Annotated in this window: 21 protein-coding genes, 1 tRNA gene and 1 pseudogene; 10 read left to right on the forward strand and 13 right to left on the reverse strand. The window is 45.6% G+C overall.

The features are described 5' to 3' along the window. The 12 genes and pseudogenes from IM475_RS14645 to IM475_RS14700 all read right to left on the reverse strand — a co-directional run. Positions 1-324 (reverse strand): Hpt domain-containing protein (locus IM475_RS14645; RefSeq protein WP_287728044.1); only part of this gene is annotated, 324 nt, incomplete at its 3' end. A 124-nt stretch (positions 325-448) separates the two neighbouring features. Beyond that, positions 449-952, reverse strand: a pseudogene (locus tag IM475_RS14650) (IS630 family transposase); the annotation flags it as partial. Positions 953-1,145: 193 nt separating this feature from the next. Continuing rightward, positions 1,146-1,481: a ribulose bisphosphate carboxylase small subunit gene (locus IM475_RS14655; RefSeq protein ID WP_002741682.1), complete on the reverse strand. Its 336-nt coding sequence runs from the start codon at positions 1,479-1,481 to the stop codon at positions 1,146-1,148. A 15-nt stretch (positions 1,482-1,496) separates the two neighbouring features. Next, complete coding sequence (gene rcbX / locus IM475_RS14660) at positions 1,497-1,895, reverse strand: RuBisCO chaperone RbcX (protein WP_002732424.1); 399 nt, start codon at positions 1,893-1,895, stop codon at positions 1,497-1,499. A gap of 130 nt (positions 1,896-2,025) precedes the next feature. After that, positions 2,026-3,441, reverse strand: a complete 1,416-nt coding sequence (locus IM475_RS14665; protein ID WP_002753365.1) for a form I ribulose bisphosphate carboxylase large subunit — start codon at positions 3,439-3,441, stop codon at positions 2,026-2,028. 550 nt (positions 3,442-3,991) lie between these two features. Then, positions 3,992-4,654, reverse strand: coding sequence for a beta-carboxysome scaffolding protein CcmN (gene ccmN / locus IM475_RS14670; RefSeq protein WP_287728046.1), 663 nt, complete (start codon positions 4,652-4,654; stop codon positions 3,992-3,994). 131 nt (positions 4,655-4,785) lie between these two features. After that, the gene (locus IM475_RS14675) at positions 4,786-6,744 is read right to left on the reverse strand and encodes a RuBisCO small subunit-like domain-containing protein (protein ID WP_287728047.1); all 1,959 of its coding nucleotides are present in this window, start codon (positions 6,742-6,744) and stop codon (positions 4,786-4,788) included. 70 nt (positions 6,745-6,814) lie between these two features. Then, positions 6,815-7,126: a beta-carboxysome shell vertex protein CcmL gene (gene ccmL / locus IM475_RS14680; RefSeq protein WP_002734360.1), complete on the reverse strand. Its 312-nt coding sequence runs from the start codon at positions 7,124-7,126 to the stop codon at positions 6,815-6,817. A gap of 32 nt (positions 7,127-7,158) precedes the next feature. After that, entirely contained in the window at positions 7,159-7,500 is a 342-nt protein-coding gene (locus tag IM475_RS14685; RefSeq protein WP_002733426.1) for a carbon dioxide-concentrating mechanism protein CcmK, read from the reverse strand. Positions 7,501-7,566: 66 nt separating this feature from the next. Beyond that, positions 7,567-7,878, reverse strand: a complete 312-nt coding sequence (locus tag IM475_RS14690; RefSeq protein ID WP_002734613.1) for a carbon dioxide-concentrating mechanism protein CcmK — start codon at positions 7,876-7,878, stop codon at positions 7,567-7,569. 606 nt (positions 7,879-8,484) lie between these two features. Then, the gene (locus IM475_RS14695; RefSeq protein WP_002741693.1) at positions 8,485-8,769 is read right to left on the reverse strand and encodes a Nif11-like leader peptide family natural product precursor; all 285 of its coding nucleotides are present in this window, start codon (positions 8,767-8,769) and stop codon (positions 8,485-8,487) included. Between the two features lie 82 nt (positions 8,770-8,851). Next, positions 8,852-9,127: a hypothetical protein gene (locus IM475_RS14700; RefSeq protein ID WP_287728048.1), complete on the reverse strand. Its 276-nt coding sequence runs from the start codon at positions 9,125-9,127 to the stop codon at positions 8,852-8,854. Here IM475_RS14700 and miaB point away from each other — a divergent pair. Together miaB and IM475_RS14710 are read left to right on the forward strand one after the other, a co-directional pair. Further along, positions 9,126-10,466 (forward strand): tRNA (N6-isopentenyl adenosine(37)-C2)-methylthiotransferase MiaB, encoded by a 1,341-nt coding sequence (gene miaB, locus IM475_RS14705; protein WP_287728049.1) that lies wholly within the window; start codon positions 9,126-9,128, stop codon positions 10,464-10,466. The two genes, IM475_RS14700 and miaB, sit on opposite strands and share 2 nt — an antisense overlap. 160 nt (positions 10,467-10,626) lie before the next feature. Continuing rightward, entirely contained in the window at positions 10,627-11,013 is a 387-nt protein-coding gene (locus tag IM475_RS14710) for a C6orf136 family protein (RefSeq protein WP_104398393.1), read from the forward strand. Between the two features lie 9 nt (positions 11,014-11,022). On the opposite strand, the gene IM475_RS14715 is transcribed toward IM475_RS14710, so the two are convergent. Continuing rightward, entirely contained in the window at positions 11,023-12,435 is a 1,413-nt protein-coding gene (locus tag IM475_RS14715) for a slr1306 family protein (protein WP_287728050.1), read from the reverse strand. A 176-nt stretch (positions 12,436-12,611) separates the two neighbouring features. On the opposite strand from IM475_RS14715, the gene rpmG reads away from it, so the two are divergent. From rpmG to glgA, 8 genes are all read left to right on the forward strand, one after another. Continuing rightward, positions 12,612-12,806 (forward strand): 50S ribosomal protein L33, encoded by a 195-nt coding sequence (gene rpmG / locus IM475_RS14720; RefSeq protein ID WP_002734724.1) that lies wholly within the window; start codon positions 12,612-12,614, stop codon positions 12,804-12,806. Positions 12,807-12,846: 40 nt separating this feature from the next. Further along, a complete protein-coding gene (gene rpsR / locus IM475_RS14725) occupies positions 12,847-13,062 on the forward strand; it encodes a 30S ribosomal protein S18 (RefSeq protein WP_002770735.1) in 216 nt (71 codons plus the stop codon). A 515-nt stretch (positions 13,063-13,577) separates the two neighbouring features. Beyond that, positions 13,578-15,806 (forward strand): sensor histidine kinase, encoded by a 2,229-nt coding sequence (locus IM475_RS14730; RefSeq protein WP_287728051.1) that lies wholly within the window; start codon positions 13,578-13,580, stop codon positions 15,804-15,806. A 76-nt stretch (positions 15,807-15,882) separates the two neighbouring features. Next, positions 15,883-15,955: transfer RNA gene (locus IM475_RS14735), tRNA-Phe, on the forward strand. A gap of 294 nt (positions 15,956-16,249) precedes the next feature. Further along, positions 16,250-16,993, forward strand: a complete 744-nt coding sequence (locus IM475_RS14740; RefSeq protein ID WP_287728052.1) for a HEAT repeat domain-containing protein — start codon at positions 16,250-16,252, stop codon at positions 16,991-16,993. Beyond that, positions 16,977-17,594: a flavin prenyltransferase UbiX gene (locus tag IM475_RS14745; protein ID WP_287728053.1), complete on the forward strand. Its 618-nt coding sequence runs from the start codon at positions 16,977-16,979 to the stop codon at positions 17,592-17,594. The genes IM475_RS14740 and IM475_RS14745 overlap by 17 nt, the downstream gene beginning before the upstream one ends. Before the next feature lie 190 nt (positions 17,595-17,784). Beyond that, positions 17,785-18,423, forward strand: coding sequence for a LapA family protein (locus IM475_RS14750; protein WP_287728054.1), 639 nt, complete (start codon positions 17,785-17,787; stop codon positions 18,421-18,423). 229 nt (positions 18,424-18,652) lie between these two features. Then, positions 18,653-20,080: a glycogen synthase GlgA gene (glgA, locus tag IM475_RS14755; RefSeq protein WP_287728055.1), complete on the forward strand. Its 1,428-nt coding sequence runs from the start codon at positions 18,653-18,655 to the stop codon at positions 20,078-20,080. The last annotated feature ends 25 nt before the right edge of the window (positions 20,081-20,105 follow it).

The following is a 20,105-nucleotide window of genomic DNA, read 5'->3' on the forward strand; positions in this document are numbered from 1 at the left end:
AGCCTGCAGCTTATCGATCAATATCTGAAGCAGATCATAACTCTTGAGGAACAAAGACTCTAATTTTTGATCCACTTCTAGGGGATTTTCTTTCAGTATTGTGAAAGCATCCTCAAGACGGTGAGCAGTTTTTTGGATACTACTATAGCCTAACATGGCCGCCCCCCCCTTGACGGAATGGACGGCACGAAACATCTCGTTCATCTGTTCACTGTTGTTCACGAGATTGCCTAAGTCTAAAATCCCCTGTTCCAAAGTTTCCAGGTGTTCTTTTGCTTCTTCGATGAAATAGCCGAGAATTTTCCGAGCGTTAGCAGAGTCCAAAGTCTTATCCCCCTTATCACGATGCTGTCTAGTCCTAGATTGCCCAGTTTTTCATTAAATATATCAGTTATGAGGCAATGGCTAGGAAAACTGGCCCAGACGGGGACAAGCGAATACCATTTTTCTAAAGTCCTGACAGACCTAGAGTTTCTAAAATCCAAGACCATCCCGTCAAATAGTCGATCGTGTCATTGGATAGAGAACTGAAAAGATGGTAAAGTTTACTTCTTAAGTTATCAGGGGAGTTAAAATTAGCCCATGCCAATAAGTTTTTCAAATATAGCCAAACTCTCTCAATGGGATTTACTTCTGGACAATAGGGAGGTTGATAAAATAGGATAATATGAGCAGGGATTTCTAGGTCGGTCGTAGTAGGTGCGGGAGCATTATCTAATTGAATAATATGTAATTCCTCGGAAAAAGCTTGGGGAAAAAGTGTTAAATATTGATTAAAACATTCCCCCTATAAATGGGAGAACTCATAGAAAAAGCTGCTAGCTGTTCGAGGTTATATTAAACTATAAAGCCAGAGATATTGAAAATTATACCGAAAATTACCAAGAGGCTTTATGCCTTTAGTTGCTATTTTATCTCTGACAATACTATGACAAACGAAGCGACTTTCATCATAAAGACACAAGCTTCCGCACAGTAGCAAATGCTTGGGTTAGAAATCAATCTGTAGAATTTCAAGGTAATAACCTTAATGATTTTCCAATAAAGTGTTTTTGGATGTTAATCAATGATTTTCAATAACAAATTATAGAAAAAAAGGAGGTCTAGCGACCCCCCTTATACTCAATACTTAGATGACAGCCAAATTAGTAGCGGCCAGCATTGGGTTTATGAACAATAAAGCTCATGGTTTGACATTGTTTGATGTTGTCAAAAGCGATCACGCGGATGTAGCAATCAGAATACTCGGTGCGGCACTCGCGAACTTCATTAAGAACTTCTTGGGGGCCAGAAACAGAGAATAAAGGCAGTTTCCACATCGTCCAATGATAATCTGCGGGTTTGGGATCTTTTTCAAATTCCACAGCAGGAATATAACCCTGATCGATCATGTATTGAATTTGTTTAGCAATTTGTTGATCGGTGAGGGGGGGCAAGTAGGAGAGGGTTTCGTAACGCTTCTCTTTAGGTAAAGTTTTCATGGGTTTCTTGATTCCTTATGGGTTGGGTAGATCATCAACATCGAGATTTAATTCCGATGTCTCTGGTTGACTTATAGCAGTACGGGTGAGACGTTCCAAAAGTTGCCGACGATGTTCGGTATTGTCATTAATAATTCCCGTTTTTACCATCTCTGGCAAGAACTCTAAAACCTGTTCGGCTAGATGTTCTCTTACCGTCATGATCCGCAAAACTAACTCTTTATTCTCAGTCATTAACCCCGCAATATAGGCCTCGCCATCCTGAATGGAATGGCTAGAAGTATAGTGACTCAGCCAAATAGCTAAAGTGGGATTAGTTTCTGACAATTGATCGATAATCGTGCGAACCGCTTGGTAAGTTAGGTAACTTTGTAAGACTTTCGCGGTATCTTGAACAACTTTTTTCGGATACATTTTATACAGTTTTCAGTTATTGGCTAGACAGTTATCAGTGTTGAAATTCTAGCGACTGCTTGCCGATTTTGGGCAAGTCCCCAGCATTATTTTGCACCGATAACTGCTAACAACCTTCTGAAGGGCTGTATTAGAGGGTATCCATAGCCTCGAACTCGAATTTGATTTCTTTCCAGAGTTCGCAAGCGGCAGCCAGTTCAGGACTCCAACGGCAAGCTTCCCGGATAACGTCGTTACCTTCGCGGGCCAAGGAGCGTCCTTCGTTACGAGCTTGGATACAAGCTTCCAGAGCCACACGGTTAGCGGTGGCACCCGGTGCGTTACCCCAGGGGTGGCCGAGGGTTCCACCACCGAACTGTAAGCAGGAATCGTCACCGAAGATTTCCACCAGCGCGGGCATATGCCAAACGTGGATACCACCAGAAGCAACGGGCATTACCCCGGGTAAGGAAGCGTAGTCTTGGGTGAAGAAAATACCACGAGCGCGATCTTCTTCTACATAGTCTTCACGCATCAGGTCAACAAAACCCATCGTGATTCCGCGTTCACCTTCAAGTTTACCGACAACGGTTCCCGAGTGCAGGTGATCACCACCAGAGAGACGTAAGCACTTAGCTAAAACGCGGAAGTGGATACCATGATTTTTCTGACGGTCGATAACCGCGTGCATTGCCCGGTGAATGTGGAGCAGTAACCCTTTGTCGCGGCAGAATTTCGCCAGGGTGGTGTTAGCGGTGAAACCACCGGTGAGGTAGTCGTGCATGATGATGGGGGTTTTGATTTCGGCAGCGAATTCAGCCCGTTGCATCATCTGCTCGCAGGTAGGAGCAGTTACGTTTAAGTAATGTCCTTTAACTTCGTTGGTTTCTGCTTGGGATTTAACGATCGCCTCTTGGACAAAGAGGAAACGATCGCGCCAACGCATGAAGGGTTGAGAGTTAATATTTTCGTCGTCTTTGGTGAAGTCTAAACCACCGCGGAGACATTCATAAACGGCACGACCGTAGTTTTTAGCGGAAAGGCCGAGTTTGGGTTTGATGGTGCAACCGAGTAAGGGGCGACCGTATTTGTTTAATTTGTCCCGTTCAACGGTGATACCGTGGGGAGGACCTTGGAAGGTTTTGATTAAAGCGACGGGGAAACGGATATCTTCTAACCGGAGACCGCGTAGAGCTTTGAAACCGAAAACGTTACCAACGATCGAGGTGAGGATGTTGGTGACGGAACCTTCTTCAAATAGATCTAAAGGATAGGCAACGAAACAGAAGAACTGGTTATCTTCGTTGGGTACGGGTTCGATATCATAACAACGGCCTTTATAGCGATCGAGGTCGGTTAAGTTATCGGTCCAAACGGTGGTCCAGGTACCTGTGGAAGATTCCGCCGCTACTGCCGCACCTGCTTCTTCAGGAGGAACTCCGGGTTGGGGTGTTACCCGGAAGCAAGCTAGTAGATCGGTATCTTTGGGGGTGTAGTCGGGGGTGTAGTAGGTCAGGCGGTAGTCTTTTACGCCGGCCTGGAAACCTTTGGATTTGGCTTGCACCATTGGGATTATTCCTCCATAAACTGCATGATTAGTCGCACCTGTAAAATCTCGCCGTCAACCGACATAGATTTTTCTTAAGCTCCTTTCCCCTGCTGCCAGGAGCGAAGTTAGGGAGCAATTTTCACTAATGTTTTTTTCAACTGATCATCTTAACACGAACTTTATCCTATTCTGATCATTTTTTTTCTCTATCTCTAAAATTTTGATTGTTTTTTTTTCTCGGGGGGATTAGTTTCTTTAATCTGTCGTCATCTAACTTTGACAATCTCTACAAAAACACAAAAAAATCAACAAAAATTTACCTGATTGACACGCAGAAACTTCTGCTTATCAGGCTTTGAGCGATTAAAACTATCCTTTAATTGAGGAAGATTATCAATAATTACAACCTCAAAAAATGTCGGCAATCGCTAAATATTAACAGGATTTCTAAGCAATTATACCCAGTACCTAGAGGACAGTTAGACAGCCGTGAACTCTAGATAAATTAGGTCTAATTACTCAGTAATTATTGTTGAGATTTTTGGCTTGTGAACGATTATTTTCCCCTTCAAGAATTATGGTTATTGTTGCCATTAAAACGATGACGTTCTGGAAATAGCGTGACCAATAACTGATTGATATAGACCTTTCCGACCACCGATGCTTGATTCGGTCGGTTAGTAGTAGATGCTTGTTCTCTGGTTTCCGCAGGACTGGCCTCGGCGACCATTTCCTCGCCATCCCAAGGACTGGCCACGGTTTCGGCGACCACTTCCTCCACTGACGGCACTGGGGACACTTGACTGACTACGGGTTGCGGTTCCGGTAAAGGGGGCCTTTCCGGTTCCGATCGGGTCGCTGACACCTCGATGGTAATTTGACGGGAAGTATCTCCGATCAGGGAACCGGACGGTACGAGCGACATCGCTGCCACAGAAGCATTAAAAATCGTTGTGGTTGACCCGATACAGGCATTTTCACCGATTTCACCCCGACCGACAATTAGAACACCTGTACCTAAAATTGCCCCTGCACCGATAGTAATCACACCCTGATAGGCGGTTAAAATTGTTCCCATACCCAGGCAAGCACCCGCACCGATAATTATTTGGCTATTGGGGGCTGCTCGGAGAATCACCCCCGGAGCCACGATCGCACTCTCATCAATGGTTACATCACCATTGACATAGAATTCCGAGCGGCTAATAGGTTGAACGGGGGGTAAGGACATAATTGACAGTTACTCAGTGATCAGTGATCAGTGAGCGGGGGTTAGGGGGTAGGGGTTAGAGTTTCCGGTATTTTTCCCGATCCGCCAACACCTAACACCTATCTCCCTTCACCGATCGCCGAGTCCTGAAATTAAGGGCGTTGAATAATCGATTCGAGAACACGACGTTTCGCTTGGGAGTCAATCCCGATTAGACGAACGTATTCCCCTTGATGGTCGCGCAGACAGGTTTCTAAAGCGGCCACCACATCGGATTCGCGACTGCTCTCGATCGGGGTGCAGCTTTGCCAAGAACTGGTTTTAAAACGACGTTTATCCGCGTGTTCGGCCCCGATTTTGTGACCTTGGTTCAATAAAGAGCGAATTTGAGTGATCGTTTCCGCCGTTAAGGTACTGGTTAAAGTGGCAGTACCACCGCCGGAGGAACCGGAAGCAGAGCTTTTGAAACTCGGTTCAGCAACGGTGGCGGTTTTACTGCTGCCATTACTACTCACCGAACCATCGGGACGCTGGATCACCGTTTCTAAAACCCGTTTTTTGGCTTTAGCATCGATACCGAGTAAGCGGACGTATTCGCCGCTATGTTCGCGTAAACAATCTTCCAAAGCATTAATTACATCGGATTCGCGATTGCTTTCGATCGGAGCGCAACTCTGCCAAGAACTGGTTTTAAACCGGCGTTTATCGGCGTGTTCGGTGCCGATTTTGTAGCCTTGGGCGAGCAGGGAACGAATTTGAGCGATCGTTTCCCCACTTAAGCTACCACTGCTGCTATGACTGGCTCCGTTACTAGCGGGGGCGCTGTAGCTGCTGGCTTTGCCGCTGCCGTTACTAGCGGGGGTGCTGCCGGGGCGGTGAATAATCATTTCGACGACGCGTTTTTTCGCTTGCGGGTCGATCCCGATCAGACGGACGTACTCATCGCTATTTTCAGTCACGATCGCTTCAATATCGCGAATGATGCCCGCTTCGCTCTTGGTTTCGATCGCAGGTCCGGTTAACCAAGAACTGGTTTTAAACCGGCGTTTATCCGCGTGTTCGGTGGCGATTTTCAGCCCTTGGGCCAGCAGGGAACGCACTTGTACGGACAGGTCCGAATGGCCGTTACCGTTGCCATGACCGCCGTGGACGGCGGTGGTGGTGCGGGCCGGTTCTCCCGGTGTGTCTTCGGGGCGTTGGATAATCATTTCCAGTATGCGCCGTTTAGCGGCGGGATCGACTCCGATCAGGCGGACGTATTCGCCTTGCAGGTCTCTGAGGGAGGCTTCTAGGGATTGGGATACCTGTTCTTCGCGGCCGCCGTCGATAAAGCCGGCACTTAACCAAGAACTGGTTTTAAAGCGGCGTTTGTCAGCGTATTCGATGCCGATCTTGTAGCCTTGGGAGAGGAGGGAGCGAACCTGCGCTCGAATGTTTGTATTTAAACTCATAGGTGTCACCGAATTTCTATATAGCGTCTCATTAGCGATGTTTATAGCGGCTGCTGGTGCAGGAGTCGCTGGACTGTGGGCCTTGACCGGGACGCTGGGGGCGAGGTCGATATCGACAATGTGACGAGTGAAGGCTCGATCGATTTCTGTGACATCGGGTAAGCGGTCGGCCTGTTGTTGGCTGGTGATCACGGAACCGGATGGCACGAATTTACCGGCGGGGATTTCCACGTCTTGAACGAGGGCGTGCATCATGACGATGCAATCGGCCCCGATGCGGGCATTAAAGACGGTGGAGCGAAAACCGATAAAACAGCGATCGCCCACATAGGCAGGCCCGTGAATGAGTGCCATGTGGGTGATACAGCTGCCCCGGCCGATCCACACCGAATATTCTCGGCCGTCATCTCCCACCACACGGCTTTTTTCTAAACCGTGGATGATTGCTCCGTCCTGAATTTTGCTGTCGTCGCCAATGTGAAAGGGGGTTCCTTCATCGGCGCGGATGGAAGTCCCCGGAGCGATCACCACTCGCGCCCCGATCTCGATAGCGCCACTGAGGTTAGAGAAGGTGTGGACTTTGGCACTCTCGTCTATGCGCGTTTCCTCTGGGGATTTGGTCCGCTTTTTCGGACTAGCCGCCGTTGTGCGGACGACCATAGTTAGTCTTCCTCCATACTGAATTTGGCTGGCTGGTTGTTAATTAACTGTGTTTGGGTCCTATCGATTTCTAACCGGATTGACGAAATTCGTCTCTCTTGCTGTAGAGGGTGCGATTTTCTACGGTTATAGTGTCAATAATCCCCACCACCATCGCGTCAAGGGGGCGATTGTTCTGCCCGTCTTCGATCCGAGCCGCTCCTCCCCGGGACACTAGCACCCATTCATTAAGCCCCGCTCCGACAATATCACCCGCTACTTCGTATTTAGGCAAAAGTTGCCCCTGTGCGTCGATGAATTGCAAAAGCAGAAGTTTCACTCCCGTCATACTGCGCGGTTTCAGGGTGCTAACGACGGTTCCGCAAACTTTGGCAATTTGCATGGAATTTGTTTACACTAAAAGTTAGTTGCGCTCTAGATTCGTCTTAAAGGTTGTGGGTTAACACTTTCACGAAACTGTTCCACGGCTTCTGTATAACGGATGGGAAGAACGTATTCGAGGTTTTCGTGGGGACGGGCGATGATGTGGGTCGAGAGGACTTGACCACCCTTAACACGATTAGATGCCGCTTCTGTCCCCGCCGATACGGAGGCCTGTACCTCCGAAACGTCCCCCCGGACGATGACGGTGACGCGACCACTACCAATTTTTTCGTAACCTACTAGGGTTACGCGGGCGGCTTTCACCATGGCATCAGCCGCCTCGACGACGGCTGGGAAACCCAAGGTTTCCACCATGCCCACTGCAATTGACATAATATTTTTGTCTCCTAATGGTTGGCTTTCTTCGACTCTATAGATGCTGACCCCGATCAACGGTGTTTAATAGCTGCGGAATTGCTCTACTTCTTCGGTGTAGCGAATGGGCAGCACGTATTCGAGGTTTTCGTGGGGACGAGCGATGATATGGGTAGATAGCACTTGTCCTCCGTTAACCCGGTTGGCGTTTTCCACTCCGGCAGCCACAGAAGCTTGCACTTCTGAAACGTCTCCCCGGACAATGACAGTGACGCGACCACTACCGATCTTTTCGTAACCCACTAGAGTCACCCTGGCGGCCTTGACCATGGCATCGGCCGCTTCCACAACGGCGGGAAATCCTAGGGTTTCAATCATTCCTACTGCAATTGGCATTTTTTTGTTCCTCGCTTGTCAAGCCAAACTAAACTATTAATTTCGTTAGCGTTATCAATTTTGTTTCAGTCAAATTCTTTCCTTGTTACTTTTCCTGCTCTAGCTTTGGTGGCAGTCGGGATCGTGGCAAGGTGGGGGTAAGACCATCCTAAATTTTATCTCGATCGTGACCGTTTTCATCCACTAATTTTATTTTCTAGGGCTGGTTGGTAAAAATTTGACGAGTCAGGCAAAATTATCAACCTAAAAAAAGCATAGGAAACTATGACACCTTTGACAATATAAAACATTATGATTATTTCTCATCTTCCGGTTAACGAAAGTTAATCATTCCTTCCTTTCGCCCATCAGCCTCAGCAATTCTCAGGACATTGACAGCTAAAACCTTTGCTATGACTGCATTTGCCCTTTAACTTCTCTCTTGGCAGCTCAATTGTCTCTGCTGGATTTACTGGCAGATAAAAGCCTATTTTTCCCTAATTTCGGCTTTTTTATAATTTTTTTATACTATATACGGCTGGGGTTGGGGAGAGAGGAGTGGGGAGAATAAATAAAAATAATCTCCTGACTCCTGACTCCTGACGGCTAAAAAACTGATCACTGATTCTAGCGATCGATCTCACCTTCGTAGGGTTGGACACCGATCGAGGGATAATTATCGTGGTTAGGACTGAAAACTTCTAACACTGCATGAGCTAACTTTTGGAAAAAGTCGGGACTCTCGTGCAAGGATTTGAGTGCCGCTTCTAATTCAGGACGGGAGAAATCGAAGCCTTGGGAGCGAGCTATCTCTAGTAATTGCTGAGGATCTTGGGTTGAGCGCATTTTTTGACCCAATTCTTCGTTTTTAGCGGCTAAGGCGAAGAAATCGAACACTTGATTTTTAGACATATAAATACTTTTCCTTTGATGATTAAAGGTGTGGCCTCGGCGGCGTGGAGGTTAAACTGCCTAGTTATGGTTTATTTTTATCCTACCAGTCAGGAGATATCCTCAAAGCAAAAGTTTCGTTTTTATTTGCTTGTATGGCTGAGTATGCTTTTTCTGGGAAGTGGGGTGTGGGGTGTGGGGTGTGGGGTGTGGGGTGTGGGGTGTGGGGTGTGGGGACAATAAATAAAAATAATCTCCTGACTCCTGACTCCTGACTCCTGACTCCTGAATCCTGCCGACCGCCGACCGCTTCTTTCAAGTCAGAGGATAAATAGCCTAAAATAGAAACCTGCACTCTTGTTTCTGTAGCCAGCATCATGAATAAGTCCCCACGTCGTTACCATATCACCACCTTTGGTTGTCAGATGAATAAAGCTGACTCCGAACGCATGGCGGGTATTTTAGAAGATTTGGGGTTTCAATGGTCTGAGGATGCCAACGAAGCCGATTTAATCCTCTACAATACCTGTACAATTCGCGATAATGCCGAACAGAAGGTGTATTCCTATCTCGGTAGACAGGCTAAACGCAAACAAACTCAACCCGATCTTACTTTAATTGTCGCTGGCTGCGTGGCCCAACAGGAAGGGGAACAATTATTAAGACGGGTTCCCGAAGTGGATTTAATTATCGGTCCCCAACACGCAAACCGCTTGGGAGACTTATTACAACAAGTTTTTGACGGTTCCCAGGTGGTGGCCACCGAACCCATCCACATCATGGAAGATATCACCAAACCGCGCCGGGATAGTAATATTACCGCTTGGGTGAACGTCATCTATGGTTGCAATGAACGCTGTACCTATTGTGTGGTTCCGGGGGTGCGCGGGGTGGAACAATCTCGCACTCCTGCGGCAATTCGAGCAGAAATGGCACAATTAGGACAACAGGGGTATAAAGAAATCACCCTTTTAGGTCAAAATATCGATGCCTACGGACGGGATTTACCCGGAGTGACGGCAAGCGGCCGACATCTGCACAATTTTACCGATTTACTCTACTACGTTCACGATGTGGCCGGCATTGAACGTCTCCGTTTTGCCACCAGTCACCCCCGCTATTTTACCGAACGTCTGATTAAAGCTTGTCAGGAATTACCTAAAGTTTGTGAACATTTTCATATTCCTTTTCAATCGGGGGATAATGATATCCTCAAGGCCATGAAACGGGGCTATACTCAGGAAAAATACCGACAAATTATCGCTAATATTCGCGATTTAATGCCGGATGCTGCCATTAGTGCCGATGCGATTGTCGGATTCCCCGGAGAAACAGAGGCACAGTTCGAGAATACTTTAAAATTAGTCGATGAGATTGGTTTTGATCAATTAAATACGGCGGCCTATTCTCCCCGTCCCGGGACTCCGGCCGCTATTTGGGATGATCAATTAAGTGAGCAGGTAAAAAGCGATCGCCTACAAAGATTAAATCATTTAGTGGCAACAAAAGCCGCCGAACGTTCCCAAAGATATTTAGGCAGAATTGAGGAAATTTTAGTGGAAGACGTTAACCCTAAAGATGCTAGTCAAGTTATGGGAAGAACTAGAGGCAATCGCTTAACTTTCTTTACCGGAAATATTGAGGAATTGCGCGGCAAATTTGTTAAGGTTAAAATTACCGAAGTCCGTCCCTTTAGTTTGACGGGAGTGATCTTTTAAGTAGTGGTGCAAAATTAATTTCTTGTTTAGGAGAGGCAATAGGCAATAGGCAATAGGTAGTTAAATATGTATAACTAATTTTGCTTAGTTACTTAATAGTTAACAGTTACCTCTCAGCAGTGAAAAAAGGCAATAGCTATCGGGAATAATTGGGTATTTTATGGATATTATCGCTATTTTGCAGCAAGATTATCAAAGATTTCCCCTCGATCAAACCTATGATATTTATGCTGATAACGTTTATTTTCAAGACCCTCTCAATCAATTTCGGGGGATTAAACGCTATCGGGAAATGATTGGTTTTATGAGTCAATGGTTCCAAGCTATCAAGATGGATGTCCACGCAATTGAACAGCAGGGAAATATTATTAATACCCGTTGGACATTGCACTGGACAACTCCTTTACCTTGGCGGCCTCGCATCGCTATTTCTGGACGCAGCCAATTAACTCTCGATGACAATAATCTGATTATTTCTCATATTGATTATTGGGATTGTTCGCGCTGGGATGTGCTGCGTCAGCATTTACCTTTTCCCAGTTCTTAACTAGATTTTTTAACCAGAAAATGCCGACCAACGAGCGCTCGTTTGCTTGATAAAATCCTGTAAAAATGCTAGGCGCTGATTTTGTTCCCAGACCTGTTTAACTTTATCCTGCAAACTCGTCCAATTCCAATCATTATTCAGCTGCTCGTTAATTTCCTGTTCTTGAAAATATTCAATTAAACTTAAACCAGCTAAACGAGTTAGATAGGCTGCCCCAATTCCCTGCACTGTACCACCGGCGATATAAGTAATCGCATTTCCCTTGAGAATCGTTCCTAATGCCTGGGTTGTCACTTCTACCATGCCCAATTGTACCATCATTTTCCCTAGGACAGTCATGGCTGTTTTTGCTTGTTCAAGGGACATTTTTTGTTGATAAATTCCCCCTAAATCCACTAGCATTTGAGCGTTAGTAGCTGCTGCTAAAACTAAATCTAGGGCCGCTAGGGGATTAGCAAAAGTGGCAGTAGCGGCTATCCATTGGTATTGTTCGATAACAGGTAAAGCCTTTTTGCGTCGGGATTGATTAAGTAATTGTTTGGTTTCCTTGGCTAATTCTAGCGCTTGTCTCCAGATAGTTCCAAGAACTAATTCGGACTTTTCTTGTTCGATAATTTGTCGGAGATGATTATCTAAAGGAGCGATAACCACGGTTTGAGGTTCCGTCCATTCCTTGATTTCTCCATTGCTTTGATGTTGACGAACTTTTAGGGGTTCAGGGGCAGCAGCTATGGCTAAAATATGATGAGCGGGAATAGTTTCTTTTAGTCTTTGTTTCAGTGAAAGGAGTATTTCTTCTCTGGTTTCGGCGGGTAAACGATCCTGTTTATTCAGTAACAGGATAACACGCTGGTGCATTCGATCGAATTGCTGGAGGATTTGCCATTCGGAATCGGTTAAATCCCCATTGATAAGATAGAAAACTAAGTCGGCTGCTAGGGACTTTTTCTGGTTAGCGGTGGAGTCGAGAGTTAGAAGCGGTTCCGTTTCCAGAAAAGCGATAGATTCCCCAAAGTTGCCGCTTTCTAGTAGTTTTTTTAAGGCAGTTTTACCAGTTTTTCTAGCGCCGGTAATGGCAATTTTCAGGTCTTGGCGACTAAATTCTTGGTTTAATTGGGTTAAAGTGGTTTTCAGTGGGGTTAAGTCTTGATTTGGGTCTTCTTTGGCCAGATAATTAATTATCTTCTCGGCCTTGCTAATCGCTTGTTTAACCTTTTCTAGACTCAAGGGAGTGGGGGAGGAAAAATCGATTTTCGAGTGGGGTTTTTGCCAAAACCAGATACCAGCACCAAGAGCAAACGCACCTAAAATACCCCAGGAACCGATTTCGCTCAGTGTACTATTGAGAGTTTCCCCTAGGGTGAAAGCGATGGTAATGCCTATCCCCATCACTAAAATCGGTTTACCCAATCTTACCGTCATTTTCCTCATCCTCGCCAACTGCTGTGATTATTCTAGCTTTTTTGTGCTGGATTTCATCCCAAACTCAACTTTTTAGCCGACAATTCCCTGGGTTCGCCCCGGCCTCTCTTGCCTAAAAAGCCCCAGATATGTCATAATGATCGATTGCGTGTAAATTTACCCGATCCCCTGTTGTTATGGCTAGTAAAAAAGGCGTTCGCCTGATCATCACTGTAGAATGCACGGAATGCCGCAGTAATCCCGATAAGCGTACCCCCGGCGTTTCTCGCTACACCACCAGCAAAAACCGTCGCAATACCACCGGCAGACTGGAAATCAAGAAATACTGTCCCCACTGCAATAAGCACACCGTCCACAAGGAAATTAAGTAAACACACTTTAGTTAAAAAGTCAAGCAATCTTTACAAATCTATGAGCTACTATCGTAAACGTCTCTCTCCCATCTCCCCCAGTCAACCGATTGACTACAAAGACACCGAACTCCTCCGCAAATTCATCACCGAACGCGGCAAAATTCTACCTAGACGCATCACCGGTTTAACTTCTAAACAACAGCGAGATTTAACTGAAGCGGTGAAACGGGCCCGTTTAATGGCTTTATTGCCTTTTGTCAACCAAGAAGCCTAAATTCAGTGATCAGTGATCAGTAATCAGTAATCAGTGAACAGTGATTACTGAAAATAACATATATGGTTAACTAATTACAGCAGTTATCTTAAATGGTGAGGTAGGAAGTTCTCCTTTTGGAGAGCCGGTCGTCGATACCAAATTAGGTTATGCTTCATCTTGATGAGAAACGCTGTAATTGAACTCCGATAAGTAATAGGACAAAATTAACTTCTTGGTGAGGATAGGCACTCATGCACTTATGGAAGAGGTAGTTAGATATGTTTGATTAATTGTGTCTAGCTACTTAACTTAAAACTTAAACCTGATCACTGATAACTGGTCACTGATAACTGATAAGCGATCTCAGTATATTGGGGTTGCTTTCTCGTTTTTGCAAAGAAATATATCGGAATCGGCAGCGGATAGGAAAAATTGTGCGAGGATCTTAAGAAATAATTAAATCGCTCTAGGAGTAGCCGACGATTTTGTGATTATCGATCCAAATCCACCAATTAGCACAATGGGAGGCTCTTATGGAAAAGCAGCCGTCAGAAATCGATACCGAGTTGGATGCACAGCTAAAAGAGGAGGATTCCGAGCAGTTTCTGCGTAGTATATTTAATTCCGTGCAAGCGTCGATTTTTGTGGTGGACGTGCTGGAAAATAGAGATTTTCGCTATGTGGGAGCAAACCCCGTTCATGAACGCTGGACAGGATTGCGTTCATCGGATATTAAAGGCAAAACTCCCGAACAAATCCTTCCCCCCGATGATGCGCGTAGTGTGCGGCAACACTACAGTGATTGTGTACGTTACGGAACGACTATTTCCTACGAACAGTATTTACCTTTTCAAAATATACCCTACTGGTGGCTAACGACTTTAACACCCCTACGGGATGACAATGGAAGCATCTATCGTTTAGTGGGAACCAGTACCAATATCACCGAACGCAAACAGGCCGAAGAAGCTTTAAGATTACAAGCAGAACGAGAACAACTACTGGGGGTAATGCAGGAAAGAATCCGGCAATCGTTGGATCTTGATCGCATTTTGCAAAGAACTGTTAAAGAAGTGCGACAATTTCTCAACTGCGATCGAGTGTTAATTTATCGTTTATTCCCCGATCATAGTGGCATGATTGTGGTGGAATCCCATACTGGGAGGATTAATTCTGTCTTAGGAAACAGGATCCAGGATCCCTGTTTTAATTTATCCCCAGAACGTCTGGAAAATTATCGTCGCGGCAGGATTCAAGTTATTGAAAATGTCCATAATTCGGGACTTGATCCCTGTTATCGCAACTTACTTACTTCTTTGCAAGTACAGGCTAACTTGGTGGTGCCGATTATCTGCGATAACCAACTCTGGGGGTTACTAATTGCCCAGAATTGCCAAAAAACTCGCCCTTGGCAATCCCAAGAAATCGATCTGCTCAAACAATTAGCCATTCAAGTGGGAATTGCCATTCAACAAGCGGAACTGCACCAACGGGTAAAATGCTTGAATACTGCCTTAGAATCGGAGGTTCAGCAAAGAACCGCCGAATTGCAGATGACTTTGAAGTATGAAGCATTAATCGGACGGATTACCGAAAAAATTCGCGATAGTCTCGATGAAAATCATATTCTGCAAACTACCACTAGGGAATTAGTGCAGGTTTTACCCGTAGAACGGGCCCAAATTGAGCTTTATGATTCCAGTCGCAGCAAAGCCACCATTGTCCACGAATATACCACTCAAGAGCTTATCTGTCAGGGAATTACCCGTCAAATTAGCGATTTTCCCGAAATCTATCAACCGCTGCTGCACAAACAAATTTTACAATTTGTCGATCGTCTTCCTCTTGGCAATCCGCAAATTGGTCGTGTTAACCGTTGTGCTTGTGCTATCTTTGACGATCAGGGTTTTTTGGGCAATCTTTGGCTAATTCGACCAGCTAATCATATTTTTAACTCTTTAGAAACTAATTTGATTCAACATATTGCCACCGAATGTGCGATCGCTATTCGACAAGCGCGACTCTACGAATCTTCCCAAGCACAAGTGAGGGAATTAGAAAAACTGGAAAGATTAAAAAGCGAATTCCTGAAAACCCTTTCCCATGAACTGCGAACCCCGATTACCAGCATTCGTCTAGCGGTGGAAACCCTGGAAAGTCTTCTAGAATATCAAGGGATCGAGATCGATCCACAGGATTCGATCGGTCAACTGTTGCAAATTCTTAACATTGAATCTCAGCGTCAGAGTAAGTTAGTTAATGATCTGTTGACGTTAACCTATCTGGATGCGGAAACCGAACCCCCGGCGATCGAAGCGATCGACTTACTTTCTTGGCTACCCTTATTAGTGGAACCTTTTCGCACTCTCACCCGCGAGCGACAACAGCAGTTAATTTTAGATATAGATGGGGATATACCGGAGATTAACAGCAGTCTGTGTCATATCGAGCGCATCATAGCGGAATTACTGACCAATGCTTCTAAATATACTCCGAAGCAGGGGATAATTAGGGTAAATGTCAGGCGTGCGGACGAGCAAATATTAATTAGTGTGAGCAATTTAGGAGTAGAAATCGCCCTAGAGGAATTATCAAAAATATTCGCCCCTTTTTATCGCATTCCTCACCAAGATCCCTGGTGCTACAGTGGTACTGGTTTAGGTTTAGCTTTGGTCTGCAAACTGATTAAACCCCTGAATGCCACCATCGATGTCACCAGTGCCAACGCTGTCACCACTTTTACCCTCACCTTGCCAATCTAGTCGAGCAGAAAACTTTTTAGAAAAAAACCTTGCAATTATTTCGAGGGCGTGCTATATTGAGAAAGGACTGAAAAAAGCCGAGATAGCTCAGTTGGTAGAGCAGAGGACTGAAAATCCTCGTGTCCGCGGTTCAAATCCGCGTCTTGGCATCGGAAAAACACTAAAATTAGCCCTGTATTTACTTTCTAGTCTGCTAGGTTTTGTAAATGCAAGAATAGGCGGTGAGAATGCGTCTTAGCTTATCAGTGATGATACGGGCTGCCTATCTTCGCTCGGATTTGAGTCTTCGGTTTACTAAATCCGTTGAGTAACGCACAGAAAACGGGTTTCTCGGAGAAACCCGTTTTCTACTCATCCAAAACTGAAAAGTCTCCCCAACCAGCAATTACTTTTTGATTTTGGGCTTGACGTAAGCGGTCACGGATTAAGATAATCTAACAAGTATGTACGACAATGAAATCCTAGACTCTAGCAACTCCTTAAATAATCCTCTCGATGGGAGCGATCCGGATCAAGCAGCGGAAATCCCCCCCGATCCCGAGGAAATGCTTTCATTGCTTACTTCTGCTCATGTGAGCGAGAGAATGATCGCGGCCCGCGCCTTTTGTGAATTGCGTGACGAAAGAGCGATCGCTCCTTTACTGAAGATGTTAAGCGATGTCTGTCCCCTAGTGCGTGTCAGTGTCGCCTATGCTTTGGGACGAAATCCCAGTCTTAGCGCCGTGGAGCCTTTAATCGATTTACTGGCCAGAGATTGGAATGGTTACGTCAGAAAAGGGGTAGTTTGGGCCCTGGGTAACTGTGGCGACCGCAGAGCGATCGAGCCTTTGGTTCATGCTCTCAAAACCGATATTTCGGCGGTGCGATTATGGGCTGCCAGTAGTTTGGCCCAGATTGCCAAGGTCAATTATGAAGATATCATCACCGTCTTGCCGCCTTTAATTGAAGGATTGCGCCGAGATTTAATCGCGGCGGTGCGGAGTAATTGCGCTTGGTCGATCGGTCAATTATGCCGAGAATTGCCCTTCAATGTGATTTATGCCACGGCGATCGATGCTTTGATCGAGGCCTTGGTGGAAGATGAGGATTTAGGTGTCAAGGAAGATGCGAGAGGTGCTTTATTAAAAGTGGGCGATCCGAGAGGATTACAATTGATCGAGGAATTAGAGCTTGAAGGAATTATCTAAACCGCTAATTTTGGGCGTTACGGGGGCATCAGGGCTGATTTATGCCGTCCGTACTCTCAAATATCTACTTTTAGCCGACTACACGATCGATCTAGTGGCTTCCAAATCAGCTTACACTGTCTGGCAAGCGGAAGATAATATTCGGATGCCGCCAGAACCGGAGCTGCAAGAACAATTTTGGCGCGGCCAATGCGGGGTGATGGAAGGGGGAAAATTACGCTGTCATCGTTGGGGGGATGTGGGGGCAACGATCGCCAGTGGTTCCTATCGCACTCTTGGCATGATAATTATTCCCTGTAGCATGAGTACAGTGGCCAAATTAGCGGGGGGGTTAAGTTCCGATTTGCTAGAAAGGGCAGCCGATGTGCAGATGAAGGAGGGCAGAAAATTGGTTTTAGTGCCGCGAGAAACCCCTTTTAGTTTAATTCATCTGCGTAATTTAACCACTTTAGCCGAGGCGGGCGTTAGAATTGTGCCAGCAATACCGGCATGGTATCACCATCCCCAATCGATCGAGGATTTGGTCGATTTTGTCATCGCTCGTACTCTCGATCAGTTAGATATCGATTGTGTGGCCATTAATCGCTGGCAAGGACATTAACAGTTATCAGTTATCAGTTATCAGTTATCAGTTATCAGTTATCAGATGTAAGTTTTAAGTTAATTAGTTAGTTAGTTATCTTTATCTTTATACCTGTTTACTGTTTACTGATCACTGTTTACTGATCACTGTTTACTGATCACTGTTTACTGGTCACTGTTTACTGATCACTGAGTCAAGGGAGGTAAAAATGGGCTGGATTATGGTCTTATTTGCGATCGCTGTGGGCGGATTACTGATCTGGCAGAATCTGGGGGCGATCACTTTGGTCTTTTTTGGCGGTATTATGACGGTAAAACTGCCCCTAGCGGTCTGGGTGTTACTTTTCACCCTAGCGGGAATTATCAGTGGTTTAACCCTGCAATTTCTCTATAGTTTTGGTCGTCCTTTAGCTGCCCCAAAAGCTTCCCCTCGTATAGGAAATAATCCTACAGTCCCACCGCCATCTCCCCGACCTACCTATATTCAAGATTCTGCTCCGTCTCCACCGGGTAACGATTGGGAAAGAGATAGCGGTGATGATTGGAATTTTGATACACCCCCCGAAAAACCGACTACCATTCAGGATCGGGAAGAATTCCCGCCTAGGCTTGCAGATGATGAAAGAGTTGACCCTGAGCGAAGCCAAAGGGCAAATTTTGTCAAGCCTCCAAGTGACAGTTCTCAAACTGGCTCGGTTTATTCCTATAGTTACCGCACAGCCAAACAGACTCGCGGGGAAAAAGCCGATCAAGTGTACGATGTCAATTATCGGATTATTACGCCCCCCGCCCAGGATCAAAACCAAGATCGGGAGGTAAACAAAGGGGATGAAGAGGAGTGGATTTAACTTTGACAGAGACAGAAACAGTGCTGATCGGCTAAAAATTGCTAAAAAGACGGTAAAAAGAGCCTAAAAAACTCAATAATGTCCAAAAAAGCTAATTATAGCCCTCGTTGGCTCTCTGGTTCGTTAAAGAAAAATCTAGGCTAATCCGATAATAACCTACTTGCAAATCCTGCTAGGGGGGTTTTATCTGTTAAAATTTCTTGTCGTCGTCAAGTAAAGCGGGAAGAATATGCGAATTCTATTTGTGGGTGCCGAGGCCGCCCCAATTGCCAAAGTTGGGGGAATGGGAGACGTAATTGGGGCATTACCGAAAGTCTTGCGTCAGCTAGGTCATGATGTGCGGATTTTTCTGCCCTACTACGGTTTTCTCCAGGAAAAAATGGACATCCCTTCCGAACCCATTTGGTCAGGATTCGCCATGTTTCAGGATTTTTCAGTCTATGAAACGGTTTTACCCGATACAGATATTCCTCTCTACCTCTTTGGTCATCTAGCTTTCTCTGGACGCAGTATCTACGGAGGCGAAGATGAGGCCTGGCGATTTACCCTTTTTGCGAATGGTGCGGCGGAATTCGCCTGGAATTACTGGAAACCGCAAGTTATTCACTGTCATGATTGGCATACGGGCATGATTCCCGTCTGGATGCACCAAGACCCCGATATTAGCACCGTTTTTACGATCCATAATCTCGCCTACCAGGGTCCTTGGCGGGAGGCGTTAGAAAAAATGACTTGGTGTCCTTGGTATATGCAGGGCGATAATACTATGGCTGCGGCGGTTCAATTTGCCAATCGCGTCACGACTGTCTCTCCCACCTATGCCCGTCAAATACAGACCCCCATTTATGGCGAAAATTTAGAGGGATTATTGTCCTATATTTCTGGCAATCTGGTGGGGATTGTCAACGGCATCGATACGGAGGTGTATAACCCGGCTAAAGATGTTTATCTTAAGCAGAATTTTACCCCAGAAACCATCGAAAAACGTCTGATCAATAAAATTGCCCTGCAAGAAGAAGTGGGGCTACAGGTCAGTAAAAGTGCCTTTGTCATGGCAATGGTGACGCGTTTGGTGGAACAAAAAGGTATTGATCTAGTGATGCAAATTTTAGATCGCTTTCTCACCTATACTGATGCACAATTGATTATTTTGGGTACAGGCGATCGCTATTATGAAACCCAACTATGGGAGATGACTTCCCGTTTCCGGGGGCGAATGTCCCTGCATCTTCTCTATAGTGATGCCCTTTCCCGTCGCATCTATGGGGGGGCCGATGCTTTGTTAATGCCTTCCCGTTTTGAACCCTGCGGCATTTCCCAATTAATGGCCATGCGTTACGGTTGCATTCCCATGGTACGGCGCACCGGTGGTTTAGTCGATACGGTATCTTTCCACGACCCGATTCAGGAAAGAGGAACAGGATTTAGTTTTGATCGCTATGAACCTTTAGACCTGTTTACCTGTATGATCCGGACTTGGGAAAGTTTCCGTTATAAACAGGATTGGCAAAAACTACAGCAACGGGCAATGACTCAAGATTTTAGTTGGTATAAATCCGCTTTGGAATATCTCAAAATCTACAAACAAATCACCGGACAATCCGATCAATTATCCGATGAAGAAAAAGATAAATTTGTCGCCCTGACTAGCAGTTAAATCCTCCTTGATTAGGGGTGAAGAT

This window comes from Microcystis sp. M061S2, assembly GCF_020245605.1.
Lineage (GTDB): Bacteria > Cyanobacteriota > Cyanobacteriia > Cyanobacteriales > Microcystaceae > Microcystis.

Excerpts from the sequence above, each read along its gene's own strand:
- rcbX (WP_002732424.1), bottom strand. The coding sequence starts at position 1,895 with ATGTATCCGAAAAAAGTTGTTCAAGATACCGCGAAAGTCTTACAAAGT.
- IM475_RS14700 (WP_287728048.1), bottom strand. The coding sequence starts at position 9,127 with ATGATGCTGGCTACAGAAACAAGAGTGCAGGTTTCTATTTTAGGCTAT.
- glgA (WP_287728055.1), top strand. The coding sequence starts at position 18,653 with ATGCGAATTCTATTTGTGGGTGCCGAGGCCGCCCCAATTGCCAAAGTT.
- rpsR (WP_002770735.1), top strand. The coding sequence starts at position 12,847 with ATGAGCTACTATCGTAAACGTCTCTCTCCCATCTCCCCCAGTCAACCG.
- ccmN (WP_287728046.1), bottom strand. The coding sequence starts at position 4,654 with ATGTCCTTACCCCCCGTTCAACCTATTAGCCGCTCGGAATTCTATGTC.
- IM475_RS14740 (WP_287728052.1), top strand. The coding sequence starts at position 16,250 with ATGTACGACAATGAAATCCTAGACTCTAGCAACTCCTTAAATAATCCT.
- IM475_RS14715 (WP_287728050.1), bottom strand. The coding sequence starts at position 12,435 with ATGACGGTAAGATTGGGTAAACCGATTTTAGTGATGGGGATAGGCATT.
- IM475_RS14655 (WP_002741682.1), bottom strand. The coding sequence starts at position 1,481 with ATGAAAACTTTACCTAAAGAGAAGCGTTACGAAACCCTCTCCTACTTG.
- IM475_RS14695 (WP_002741693.1), bottom strand. The coding sequence starts at position 8,769 with ATGTCTAAAAATCAAGTGTTCGATTTCTTCGCCTTAGCCGCTAAAAAC.
- miaB (WP_287728049.1), top strand. The coding sequence starts at position 9,126 with ATGAATAAGTCCCCACGTCGTTACCATATCACCACCTTTGGTTGTCAG.
- IM475_RS14730 (WP_287728051.1), top strand. The coding sequence starts at position 13,578 with ATGGAAAAGCAGCCGTCAGAAATCGATACCGAGTTGGATGCACAGCTA.
- IM475_RS14665 (WP_002753365.1), bottom strand. The coding sequence starts at position 3,441 with ATGGTGCAAGCCAAATCCAAAGGTTTCCAGGCCGGCGTAAAAGACTAC.
- IM475_RS14690 (WP_002734613.1), bottom strand. The coding sequence starts at position 7,878 with ATGCCAATTGCAGTAGGAATGATTGAAACCCTAGGATTTCCCGCCGTT.
- ccmL (WP_002734360.1), bottom strand. The coding sequence starts at position 7,126 with ATGCAAATTGCCAAAGTTTGCGGAACCGTCGTTAGCACCCTGAAACCG.
- rpmG (WP_002734724.1), top strand. The coding sequence starts at position 12,612 with ATGGCTAGTAAAAAAGGCGTTCGCCTGATCATCACTGTAGAATGCACG.
- IM475_RS14750 (WP_287728054.1), top strand. The coding sequence starts at position 17,785 with ATGGGCTGGATTATGGTCTTATTTGCGATCGCTGTGGGCGGATTACTG.
- IM475_RS14675 (WP_287728047.1), bottom strand. The coding sequence starts at position 6,744 with ATGGTCGTCCGCACAACGGCGGCTAGTCCGAAAAAGCGGACCAAATCC.
- IM475_RS14685 (WP_002733426.1), bottom strand. The coding sequence starts at position 7,500 with ATGTCAATTGCAGTGGGCATGGTGGAAACCTTGGGTTTCCCAGCCGTC.
- IM475_RS14710 (WP_104398393.1), top strand. The coding sequence starts at position 10,627 with ATGGATATTATCGCTATTTTGCAGCAAGATTATCAAAGATTTCCCCTC.